The organism is Paraburkholderia sp. (assembly GCF_049581445.1).
Classification (GTDB): domain Bacteria; phylum Pseudomonadota; class Gammaproteobacteria; order Burkholderiales; family Burkholderiaceae; genus Paraburkholderia.
The window spans coordinates 1-11,117 of the sequence record NZ_JBAURZ010000168.1 but is presented as its reverse complement, the minus strand read 5'-3'; the positions used below and the strand labels follow the sequence as shown (position 1 = coordinate 11,117).

Below are 11,117 nucleotides of genomic sequence, written 5' to 3'. Positions count from 1 at the left end.
CGCCACGCCCGAAGCCATCCTCGATGCGCTGGATGCACTCCAGCCGTCAAGCGCCGATCCAGCGCCGTCAGGATCGCCGCAGCAGAAGCAGGAGGTGACGAGCGCGCCCGCGAGCGTCGACACCAGTGCCTGAATTTTCACGCGCCGTGCGACACGAACGCGCAGCGCCACGCTTAACCGGTCGCACGGATACCCCGCGCGGCCTTGTTTGGAGAACCGCCGGATGCATGCCTGGCTAACCGATCTGCAACACCTGCTCGCACACGGCGATGCCGCCGTCCTCGTGACGGTTGCGCGCGTCGAAGGTTCGGCGCCACGCGAGGCCGGCACGAAGATGATCGTCACGCGCGATTCCGCGAAGCACACCATCGGCGGCGGCCACCTCGAATGGAAAGCCATCGAGAGCGCGCGCCGGGTCCTGCGGGACGGCATGCGCACGCCAAATGCACGGCGGCTCGAGCGCTTCGCGCTGGGTCCGAGTCTCGGCCAATGCTGCGGCGGTGCAGTGGTGCTCGCGTTCGAACGGCTCGACATCGGCGATCTGGGCTGGATAACGTCGCTCGCGAAGCGCGTGGCCGCCAATCAATCGACGGTGCGTAGCGTATCATTCGGCCCCGCACCGGATGCGGTGATGCTGTCCGACCCGGAACCCGGCGTCGAAGGTCCCGACTGTTTGCTGTGGGATGGCGCCGGCTTCGACGAAAGCAGTTCGCTACTGACCGAAACCATCGCGCCGCGCGACTTCGCAGTCGTGCTGTTCGGTGCCGGTCATGTGGGCGCTGCGCTGGTACGTGTGTTCGCCACGTTGCCGTGTCACGTGCGCTGGGTCGATGAGCGCGACGCGCAGTTTCCGCCCGTGGAAACGTTGCAGGCGGCCAATGTCACGATCGATCCAAACGACGCGCCCGACGCAGCTATCGATGAAGCCGGACCGCACACCTACTTCATCGTAATGACGCACAATCACGCACTCGACCTCGAACTGGCCGAGCGCATCCTGCGGCGTGGCGATTTCGCGTTCTTCGGCATGATCGGCTCGCATAGCAAGCGCAAACAGTTCGAACACCGGCTCGCTGCGCGCGGCATCGATCCCTCGCAGATCGCGCGGATGAAGTGTCCACTGGGCGTGGACGGCATTATCGACAAGTCGCCCGAGATCATTGCGATCTCGGCGGCCGCGCAGGTTTTGCAGGCCGTCGAAGCCAACGCCCACGCAGCGCAGGTGGCGTGAAGACGCTCCGGATCCACACCCAGCGCCGCGCATCCGGCCAGCAAAGACCCCTCACAAATTAGACCACTGAAACAACGAACATGACTACGACGACCGCTCTTCCTCTTGCCGACAAGGTCGCAGGCGCGCCGAAAGCCGAACTGCATATCCATATCGAAGGCTCGCTCGAACCCGAGCTGATCTTCAAGCTCGCCGGGCGCAACGGCGTGAAGCTCGCCTACGACTCCATCGATGCGTTGCGCGCCGCCTATGCATTTACGGATCTGCAATCGTTCCTCGACATCTACTACGCCGGTGCTAGTGTGCTGCTCAAGGAGCAGGACTTCTACGACATGACGATGGCGTATGTGGAGCGCTCGCTCGCGGATAACGTCGTCCACACCGAGATTTTTTTCGATCCGCAGACTCATACAGAACGCGGCGTACCGATTGCGACGGTGGTCGCCGGTATCGAACGCGCGCTGGCCGATGCGGAAAAACGCGGCCTGACGAGCAAGCTGATCCTGTGTTTCCTGCGCCATCTCTCCGAAGAGGACGCACTTGCGACGTTCGATGAAGCGTTGCCTTTGTTCGACCAATACAGGCATCGACTGATTGGCGTGGGGCTCGATTCGTCGGAGCGCGGCCATCCGCCTTCGAAGTTTGAGCGCGTCTTTGCCAAGGCCCGCGCGAAAGGCCTGAAGCTCGTCGCGCATGCCGGCGAAGAAGGACCGCCCTCGTACATCTACGAAGCGCTGGATCTGCTGAAAGTGGATCGCGTCGATCACGGCGTGCGCAGCATCGAAGATCCGGCGCTCGTCGCGCGGCTCGCTGACACGCGTGTCGCCCTGACGGTGTGCCCGCTATCGAATCTGAAGCTTTGCGTGTTCGACGATCTGACCAAGCACACGTTAAAGGCGTTGCTCGACAACGGCGTCGCCGTCACGGTGAACTCTGACGATCCGGCTTACTTTGGCGGGTACGTCAACGCCAACTACCTCGCCACTATCGAAGCCCTCAAGCTCACTGACGGCGAGGTCTACACCATCATCCGCAACAGCTTCGAAGCGGCGTTTGTGACGCCCGCGGAACGCGATGCGCTGATCGCGAAGCTCGACGCTCACTGGCAATCCGGCAGCGGGAACTGAGAGCGCAAGCGCAATCAATGGCGTAGCGGCGGCGCAGTCCGCGCCGCCGCTGCACCAATGACATCCCTATAACGGAGACGGTTTTCCCCATGACTCAATTGGCACAATCAGCCTATCGCGCGCAACTGCTGACCTTCAACGGTGATCCTGCGCAGTCGTCCAACGCGGCGGTCTTCCACGAAGACGGTCTGTTGATCGTCGCGGACGGCCACGTCGTCGCGACCGGCGCCTATGCAGCGCTCTCATCGCAACTGAACCCCGGCACCCAGGTGCAGGACCTGCGCGGCAAGCTGATCGTGCCGGGCTTTATCGACACGCACATTCACTATCCGCAGACGGATATGATCGCGTCCCCGGCGCCGGGTCTGCTGCCGTGGCTCGAGACGTACACATTCCCGACCGAGCGCCGCTTTACCGACCCGGCGTATGCACGGGACACGGCAAGTTTCTTCGTCGAAGAACTGCTGGCATGTGGCACCACCACCGCCCTCGTGTATTGCACGGTGCATAAGGAATCGGCTGACGCGCTCTTCACCGAGAGCGAAGCGCGCAATCTGCGCATGGTGGCCGGCAAGGTGCTGATGGACCGCAATTGCCCCGAGTTTCTGCGCGACACCGCGCAGTCGGGCTACGACGACAGCGCCGAGCTGATCGGTCGCTGGCACAACCGTGGACGCCAGATGTATGCCCTGACGCCACGCTTTGCGCCGACTTCCACACAGGCGCAACTCGAAGCCTGCGGCGTGCTCGCGCGCGAGCATCCGGACGTCTTCATCCAGAGCCACGTCGCCGAAAACACCGACGAGGTGAAATGGGTTGCCGACCTGTTCCCCGGCCACCGCAGCTATCTGGACATCTACGATCACTATGATCTGCTGCGCCGCCGCGCGGTGTACGGCCATTGCATCTACCTCGACGAGGAAGATCGCAGGCGCATGGCGCAAACCGGCGCCGTGGCGTCGCACTGCCCGACTTCGAATCTGTTCCTCGGCAGCGGTCTGTTCGATTTCGACAAGGCGGATGAAGCCGGTATGCCGATCGCGCTGGCCACTGACGTCGGCGGCGGCACCTCGTTTTCGATGCTGCAGACCATGAACGAAGCGCACAAGGTCGCGCGCCTGAGCGGCCATCACCTCACCGCAACGCGCATGTTCTGGCTGGCGACCGCAGGCGCCGCCGAAGCGCTCGATCTGGCAGACAAGGTCGGCACGCTCAAGCCGAACTCGGAAGCGGATTTTGTCGTGCTCGATCCGCAGGCGACGCCCCTGCTTGCACGCCGCACCGGCCGCACCGAATCGCTCGAAGAGTTGCTGTTCGCCTTCGCGCTGCTCGGCGACGATCGGGCGATCTTTGAAACATATGCGGCCGGCAAGCGCGTGCATAAGCGTGGCGAAGCGCGCCAGCAATCGGCAACGCACGCGAAGATTGCCGCATAGCGCTTTGGGTCAGAGCGAAACGGCCCGGCAGGGATAACCTGCCGGGCCGTTTTTTCTTGAGCACTTTACATCTCTCGAGGTGGCTCAGCCGCAGCCTTTATTGCACCGCACTCGGAGCCGACGTCGGGGCTGCGGGCGCGGGCGATCCGGCTGCCTCGTTCGAGATGCCGGCGTTCTTGTCCACCGGTAGCTTGACCGTGCGCACCGCGCCATTACCGAGCGGGAAGTCTGCCAGCGCGCTGCGTACCAGATACGGCATGGCGCGAACCAGCGATGGCTCGTCGCCCGAATTACGCGCCATCACGTTGTAGACCTCCTTGCCGGTCACGCGCTGCGTGATCCGGATGCCCACCGAATGGGTGAACACCGGGTAGCTCTGATTCACGTACGCAGGCGGAAACGCTCCCCACGGCCCCCACGCCCCCCATGGATCGAACGGACGGCCCCAGTACGGACCGGGCCACGGGCTGCTGTAAAACACCGGCTGGGACACATTCACGGTGTCCGTGCGCGTTCCATACGCCAGCCCCACCATGTAGCGGGCCTGATCTTCGTCGACCTGTCTGAAGCCTTGCGTGGCCAGTTCGTTGGCAACGAGCAACTCATAGGTGGACTGTTCGATACTGTTTTGCTGCCGCGCACTGCGTGCGAACGCATAGGTCCGGCTGGCGTCGTTACCGCTCCAGTCGGAAAACGCGGTGACCTGGGTGGTCACATAGCTCGTACAACCGGACAGCAATGCCGTCAGCGCCGCCAGCATCAGAATGGCGCGCCGCGTCCAACGGTCTGATTTCATGGTCTTCCTCGTCGTTACATGTACTCGCCGCACGCTCCGGCGGCGGCCCGATCATACGCTGACCTGGCCCCTAGACAAAAAGTTCGACCCGCAGATCCCTTATGGCTTTGTACAATGGCTCGATATACCGGTGCGCATTGGGTGCGCGGCCGGCTCAATATCCTATTCTTACAAAACGCCATGGCAGATACCGCAACGCCCCCCGTCATCCGTCGCGCCGATTACGCGCCGCCCGCCTTCCTGATCGACACCGTCTCGCTGGAGTTCGATCTGGTGCCCGAACGCACCGTCGTCAAGAACACCATGCGGGTGCGCCGTAACCCGGACGCCTCGCGGGCCGCCCATCTCGAACTCATGGGCGAGCAGTTGCAGTTCGTCAGCGCCGCCATCGACGGCGCCCCGTACGGCGCCGTGCGTACCAACGAGCATGGCCTGACAGTCGACAACGTGCCGGACAGCTTCGAACTGACGCTGACCAGCATCTGCAATCCTGTCGAAAACACTACGCTGTCGGGCCTCTATGTGTCCAGCGGCAACTTCTTCACCCAGTGCGAGGCCGAAGGTTTCCGCCGTATCACCTATTTCCTCGACCGCCCGGACGTGATGGCTACCTACACCGTCACGCTGCGCGCCGACAAGGCCGCGTACCCGGTGCTGCTGTCCAACGGCAACCTGCTCGAAGAAGGTGACCTCCCGGACGGCCGCCATTTCGCCCGCTGGGAAGACCCTTTCCGCAAACCGTGCTATCTGTTCGCACTGGTGGCGGGCAAGCTGGTCTGCATCGAGGAACGCGTGAAGAGCGGCTCCGGCAAGGAGAAGCTGCTACAGGTGTGGGTTGAACCGCACGACCTGGACAAGACTCGCCATGCGATGGATTCGCTGATCAACTCCATCAAATGGGACGAGCAGCGCTTTGGTCTCGAACTCGATCTGGACCGCTTCATGATCGTCGCCGTGAGCGACTTCAACATGGGCGCGATGGAAAACAAGGGGCTCAATATCTTCAACACGAAGTACGTGCTGGCGAACCCCGAAACGGCGACGGACACCGACTTCGCCAACATTGAAGCGGTGGTCGGCCACGAGTACTTCCACAACTGGACCGGCAACCGCGTCACCTGCCGTGACTGGTTCCAGCTAAGCCTGAAGGAAGGCCTGACGGTGTTCCGCGATCAGGAGTTTTCAGCCGACATGGCCGGCGGCGCCACTGATGAAGCCGCGCGCGCCACCAAGCGCATCGAAGACGTGCGCGTGCTGCGGCAAATGCAGTTCGCCGAAGACGCCGGCCCAATGGCACACCCAGTGCGCCCGGAGAGCTACGTCGAGATCAACAACTTCTACACGATGACCGTGTATGAGAAAGGCTCGGAAGTCGTGCGGATGTACCAGACGCTGTTTGGCCGCGACGGCTTCCGCAAGGGCATGGATCTGTACTTCAAGCGTCACGACGGCCAGGCGGTGGCCTGCGACGACTTCCGTCATGCACTGGCGGACGCCAACGGCCGCGACCTTGCGCAATTTGAGCGCTGGTACAGCCAGGCCGGCACGCCGCGCGTGTCCGTCAAGACCGAGTACGACGCTGCGAAGCGCACATACCGCGTAACGCTCACCCAAGGTTACGGCGACGCAGCCCCGGCCGCCCGCGAAACGCAAAAGGGCGCGCTGCTGATCCCGTTCGCGATTGGCCTGATTGGCAAAAGCGGTGCCGACCTGCCGTTGCGCCTCGAAGGAGAAACGGGCGCCGCGTCGGCCACGACGCGCGTGCTCGAATTCACGCAGACGGAGCAAACTTTCACGTTCGTGGACGTCGCCGAAAAGCCGCTGCCTTCCCTGCTGCGAAACTTCTCGGCACCGGTGATCGTCGAGTACGACTACGCGGCCGACGAACTGGCGTTCCTGCTGGCCCATGACAGCGATCCGTTCAACCGCTGGGAAGCCGGTCAACGCCTCGCCACGCGTGAGTTGCTGACGCTGGCGAGCCGTGCGGCAAGCGGCCTGACGCTGGAACTGGACGACTCGATCGTCGCTGCCTTCGCGCGCGTGCTGACCGACAAGACACTCTCGCCGGCGTTCCGCGAACTGGCGCTGATCCTGCCGTCCGAAGCGTATCTGGCCGAACAGATGGCCGAGTCGAACCCGGCCGCCGTGCACACCGCGCGCCAGTTTGTGCGCAAGCGTCTTGCCGCCGCGCTCAAGAGCGAATGGCTCGCCGTGTACGAAGCCAACCTCACGCCGGGTGCGTACGAGGCCACCCCGAAGGCGGGCGGCCATCGCGCGCTGAAGAACCTCGCCCTGTCCTATCTTGCGGAGCTCGACGATCCGGCCGAAGCCGTGCGCCTTGCCTCGGCGCAATACGCCGAAGCGAACAATATGACCGACCGCGCGGCAGCGCTGTCCACGTTGCTCAATGCCGCGGCGGCAGGCGGCGGGACCCAGGCGCAGGACGCGCTCGAGGACTTCTACCGACGCTTCGAAAACGAGCCGCTCGTCATCGACAAGTGGTTCGCGCTGCAAGCCACGCAGCGCGGTAACGCGCAACGGCCAGTCATCGAAATCGTTCGCAAGCTGATGGCGCATCCTGCCTTCACCCTGAAGAATCCGAATCGCGCCCGCTCGCTGATCTTCAGCTTCTGCGCGGCCAACCCGGCGCAGTTCCACGCCGAGGACGGTTCCGGCTACGCATTCTGGGCCGAACAGGTGATCGCGCTTGATGCGCTCAATCCGCAGGTCGCCGCGCGTCTTGCACGCTCGCTCGAATTGTGGCGCCGCTTCACGCCGACCCTGCGCGAAGGCATGCGCGCGGCACTGGAAAAGGTCGCGGCTCAGGTGAAGTCGCGCGACGTGCGGGAAATCGTCGAAAAGGCGCTCGCCTGATCTTTTTGGCGGATTTTCTGTAGGGATAAGCCGGCACGTGTTGCCGGCTTTTTATCGCCGGCATCAATTTATCCGACGGCTCAGCGCTTGCTGAGAGCGGTGCCAGTAGCGTCGCGATGGTCCAGGTTCGACGCAAGGACTGTGCTTTAACGCCGATGCTGCGTGCCTGATATTTCGAAAGCACAGGAAAGACACACCGAGCGGGTAAAATCGTAGTATTCCTTCGCCTTATCGGAGTATCGCAATGGCATTGCACCGTCGTACCACTCTCACGAAGTACCTGATCGAGCAGCAGCGCGAAACCAACAATCTGCCGGCGGATCTGCGCCTCCTGATCGAAGTCGTTGCGCGCGCCTGCAAGGCGATCAGCTACCACGTCAGCAAAGGCGCGCTGGGCGATGCGCTCGGCACTGCCGGCAGCGAGAACGTCCAGGGCGAAGTGCAGAAGAAGCTGGACATTCTGTCCAACGACATCCTGCTCGAAGCCAATGAATGGGGCGGCAATCTGGCTGGCATGGCGTCCGAAGAAATGGAAAAGTTTTCGCCCATTCCGGCCAACTATCCGAAGGGCGAATACCTGCTGGTGTTCGATCCGCTCGACGGCTCATCGAACATCGACGTAAACGTGTCGATCGGCACGATCTTTTCGGTGCTACGGTGCCCGGATGGCCAGCAGCCCACCGAACAGTCGTTCCTCCAGCCCGGCACCCAGCAGGTCGCCGCGGGCTACGCGGTGTACGGTCCGCAGACCGTGCTGGTGCTCACCACGGGCAACGGCGTGAACTGCTTTACGCTCGACCGTGAACTGGGCTCGTGGGTACTCACACAAAGCGATATGCGCATTCCCGTGGAAACGCGCGAATTTGCGATCAACTCGTCTAACGAGCGTCATTGGTACCCGCCCGTGCAGCAGTACATCGGCGAGCTGAAAGCCGGTACGGACGGCTCGCGCCATGAAGACTTCAACATGCGCTGGATTGCCTCGATGGTGGCCGATGTGCATCGCATTTTGAACCGCGGCGGCATTTTCATGTATCCGGCCGACAAGCGTACGCCGGACAAGCCCGGCAAACTGCGTTTGATGTACGAAGCGAATCCGATGGCGTTCATCGTCGAACAGGCAGGCGGCGCCGCGACCAACGGCGAGAAGCGCATTCTCGACATCGTGCCGAAGAGCTTGCACGAGCGCGTAGCGGTGTTCCTCGGCTCGAAGAATGAGGTAGATCGCGTCACCCGCTACCATATTGAAAAGAAAAGTTGAGTCAGGGGCTTGCCAAAACGATAAAGAAGTCCATATAATCTCGATTCTCCTGATGCCGGAATAGCTCAGACGGTAGAGCAGCGCATTCGTAATGCGAAGGTCGGGGGTTCGATTCCTCTTTCCGGCACCAATACAGATTCAAGCAAAAAGCCCAGTCATTGCGACTGGGCTTTTTGCTTTTTGACGCGCGTATCACGCCGCTGTGCTTGAGAGAACCGACATGAAAAGCCGCGTATTGAGCCGGTTGCAAAACCCATTCAGAACAAAGGAAACGGCCTCACTTCATACGCGGCCATGAGCTTTAGACGAACATCAACCGCGACTCGCTTCGTGCCTGTTCCGTGGTATTCGATCTCGTAACTTCCGTTCGGGAGACTAGCACCCAGGGAAATCCGCATTCCCGGCTGAAAACGCACGTGCGCTTCGATTTCTGAGTTCGCGAGTTCTATAAAGCGTTCTGGCGGAATCAATTGCTTGGCCATAGCGTTCACCATCCAAGGACTTTCACGATAAATCGTAGCATGAGGCGTCACAACGTGGTCCTTGAACGACGCCCCGATTGTGCGGTCCCTGACCATCCTTGACATTCGACATCCACGGGGCCGGGTAACATCGCCGCAAATCATAGTTGGTGTCACATGAAGCACCCATACGACCTCATTCTCGCAGTGGCCTTCCTGTTAGGCGCCCTGTTCTGCATTGCCACATTCACGAGCCGATAGTGCGGCCGCGCCGCCAACTCGCACGCCCGTGCGAATTAGTTGATTGCCCGGTTCATTGCTGCCTTTGCTTCCCGCCCTTGTCATCACGCAAAGCTAGATTTACGCCAGATGCGCGGCGCATTTGTCATTTCATATGCCTAGTTAAAAGAACCGACAAGCGCGTCAACGTAATCACCCAATCAGTCGTTAACCCAATTTAAGGGCGCCATTTATTGAGCCCATAGCGACGCTAACGATATAGCCGTCACGATGGGCACGGCTTGGCTTGCAGTCTTGCGCCGGCGATTGCTTAAGGCATCCTGATCAAGTAAGTGGTCGACCTGGCACCGAGGTTTTGCTTCTGTTACGCGGCAATGCAGCAACCTTTCATGGGAGAGGTTGCGGAGCATCTGAGAAGGGGATCACGGGTCGCACTTCGGGTGGAAATTCAGACGACAGTCGCGCGGTGTGTGTTAGCGAACATAACTTGGCGGGACAATAGTTTTTTAGCTGGCGGCCCGTTACGAAGACAACGCGGTATCCGGTCAGACACTTAGGTCCGATCGTTCGTAAATACAGGCAATCGTTAAATTTAATTCAAATGAGTTGTAGTGACTTAGCGCTGTGCCGATAAAGCAACAAATCTGTATGGAAAAACATCTTTGTCGGTTCGTACCACTGGTGCAAAACGGGGACCGAGGCAGATAATCAGTTTGTACAGGAGAAATATCATGGATGCCAAACCGCCCAAGATTCCGACCCCGGATAAAGTCTTCAGCCCGGATCCGGAACCCGCTGGCGTTGAGTTCCTGGGCGCAGAACTGCCTGAGCATGTTCGAGCGTTCTTTGACGAACAACGCAAGTCGTGCGATCAGAAGTAACACCGGATTGCCGCGCCGCAACATCTCGATCATGTCTTTCAAGCGTGATCAGTTTGTGCTCGCATGCACGCAACGTGATCCATCACGCGTTGCGTCTGGCTGATTGATTCGCGTCGGGTAAAAGGCCGGCGCGAATGCGCTCGCTCGTATGAAACGGGCCGCGCGGCCGACACATCGTTTATTCTTCAGGCTTTCCGTTTCGACCGCCCGGTCAAACTTCCCTCATGAATCGTTCGTATCGCACTGGCGTCTTTGGCGCCTTGACACTGAGCGCCGCTTTGCTCGTCGCGCCAGCGCCTGCTAAAGCAGATCGCGACAACACGGCGCTCACCAATCTGATCTCCCTGGTGTCGCAGCGCCTTGCGCTAGCCGAGCCGGTTGCACGCTGGAAGTGGGCCCACCATCAGGCGATTACCGATGCGCCGCGTGAAGCCGCTCTGCTCGCCGACGTCGAGAAGCGCGCTGCGACAGCGCAGGTTGATCCGGCATTCGCGCGCGCCTTCTTTCAGGATCAGATCGATGCGAGCAAGGAGATGCAGAGCGCCCTGTTCGCCACGTGGCGTAGCACCCGACCGCCTGAAGAGCCTGCGCCCGATCTCGCCACCAGCACCCGTCCTCAATTGGACCGGTTGACACAATCGATGATCGCCGGACTCGCCCGGGTCCAAGGTTTACGCACCGCGCCGGACTGTCCGTCGCAGGTGGCACAGGGGATCGCTAACTGGAAGACCTTGACGCGCTATGACTCGGCGCACTCGGCCGCTCTCACGCACGCGCTCGGTCACGTGTGCGAAGTGGGCGGGGTCGGCG

General features: G+C 61.2%; 9 protein-coding genes and 1 tRNA gene. 8 read left to right on the top strand and 2 right to left on the bottom strand.

The window, feature by feature from the left end; genetic code table 11:
* Positions 1-223: 223 nt before the first annotated feature.
* The 3 genes from xdhC to guaD all read left to right on the top strand — a co-directional run bounded on the left by xdhC (position 224) and on the right by guaD (position 3,794).
* Positions 224-1,231, top strand: coding sequence for a xanthine dehydrogenase accessory protein XdhC (xdhC, locus tag WCA85_RS15250; protein WP_424065208.1), 1,008 nt, complete (start codon positions 224-226; stop codon positions 1,229-1,231).
* 80 nt (positions 1,232-1,311) lie between these two features.
* Positions 1,312-2,358: an adenosine deaminase gene (locus WCA85_RS15245; RefSeq protein ID WP_424065207.1), complete on the top strand. Its 1,047-nt coding sequence runs from the start codon at positions 1,312-1,314 to the stop codon at positions 2,356-2,358.
* An 89-nt stretch (positions 2,359-2,447) separates the two neighbouring features.
* Positions 2,448-3,794, top strand: a complete 1,347-nt coding sequence (gene guaD / locus WCA85_RS15240; protein WP_424065205.1) for a guanine deaminase — start codon at positions 2,448-2,450, stop codon at positions 3,792-3,794.
* Positions 3,795-3,891: 97 nt separating this feature from the next.
* Here the strand turns inward: guaD and WCA85_RS15235 are convergent, their stop codons facing one another.
* Complete coding sequence (locus WCA85_RS15235; protein ID WP_424065203.1) at positions 3,892-4,590, bottom strand: DUF4136 domain-containing protein; 699 nt, start codon at positions 4,588-4,590, stop codon at positions 3,892-3,894.
* A gap of 180 nt (positions 4,591-4,770) precedes the next feature.
* Here WCA85_RS15235 and pepN point away from each other — a divergent pair, with 180 nt between their 5' ends.
* The 3 genes from pepN to WCA85_RS15220 all read left to right on the top strand — a co-directional run bounded on the left by pepN (position 4,771) and on the right by WCA85_RS15220 (position 8,855).
* Entirely contained in the window at positions 4,771-7,464 is a 2,694-nt protein-coding gene (gene pepN, locus WCA85_RS15230; RefSeq protein WP_424065202.1) for an aminopeptidase N, read from the top strand.
* A gap of 244 nt (positions 7,465-7,708) precedes the next feature.
* Positions 7,709-8,725, top strand: a complete 1,017-nt coding sequence (locus tag WCA85_RS15225; protein WP_424065200.1) for a class 1 fructose-bisphosphatase — start codon at positions 7,709-7,711, stop codon at positions 8,723-8,725.
* A 54-nt stretch (positions 8,726-8,779) separates the two neighbouring features.
* A tRNA-Thr gene (locus WCA85_RS15220) sits at positions 8,780-8,855 on the top strand.
* A 127-nt stretch (positions 8,856-8,982) separates the two neighbouring features.
* Here WCA85_RS15220 and WCA85_RS15215 read toward each other — a convergent pair.
* Positions 8,983-9,207, bottom strand: a complete 225-nt coding sequence (locus WCA85_RS15215; protein ID WP_424065199.1) for a hypothetical protein — start codon at positions 9,205-9,207, stop codon at positions 8,983-8,985.
* 950 nt (positions 9,208-10,157) lie between these two features.
* Between WCA85_RS15215 and WCA85_RS15210 the strand changes: the two genes are divergently transcribed.
* Together WCA85_RS15210 and WCA85_RS15205 are read left to right on the top strand one after the other, a co-directional pair.
* Complete coding sequence (locus WCA85_RS15210; protein ID WP_167470519.1) at positions 10,158-10,307, top strand: hypothetical protein; 150 nt, start codon at positions 10,158-10,160, stop codon at positions 10,305-10,307.
* 224 nt (positions 10,308-10,531) lie between these two features.
* Positions 10,532-11,117 (top strand): chorismate mutase (locus WCA85_RS15205; protein ID WP_424065196.1); only part of this gene is annotated, 586 nt, incomplete at its 3' end.

What these genes read in the sequence shown, in the direction of transcription:
- xdhC (WP_424065208.1), top strand. Translation starts at nt 224, where the DNA reads ATGCATGCCTGGCTAACCGATCTGCAACACCTGCTCGCACACGGCGAT.
- WCA85_RS15245 (WP_424065207.1), top strand. Translation starts at nt 1,312, where the DNA reads ATGACTACGACGACCGCTCTTCCTCTTGCCGACAAGGTCGCAGGCGCG.
- guaD (WP_424065205.1), top strand. Translation starts at nt 2,448, where the DNA reads ATGACTCAATTGGCACAATCAGCCTATCGCGCGCAACTGCTGACCTTC.
- WCA85_RS15235 (WP_424065203.1), bottom strand. Translation starts at nt 4,590, where the DNA reads ATGAAATCAGACCGTTGGACGCGGCGCGCCATTCTGATGCTGGCGGCG.
- pepN (WP_424065202.1), top strand. Translation starts at nt 4,771, where the DNA reads ATGGCAGATACCGCAACGCCCCCCGTCATCCGTCGCGCCGATTACGCG.
- WCA85_RS15225 (WP_424065200.1), top strand. Translation starts at nt 7,709, where the DNA reads ATGGCATTGCACCGTCGTACCACTCTCACGAAGTACCTGATCGAGCAG.
- WCA85_RS15215 (WP_424065199.1), bottom strand. Translation starts at nt 9,207, where the DNA reads ATGGCCAAGCAATTGATTCCGCCAGAACGCTTTATAGAACTCGCGAAC.
- WCA85_RS15210 (WP_167470519.1), top strand. Translation starts at nt 10,158, where the DNA reads ATGGATGCCAAACCGCCCAAGATTCCGACCCCGGATAAAGTCTTCAGC.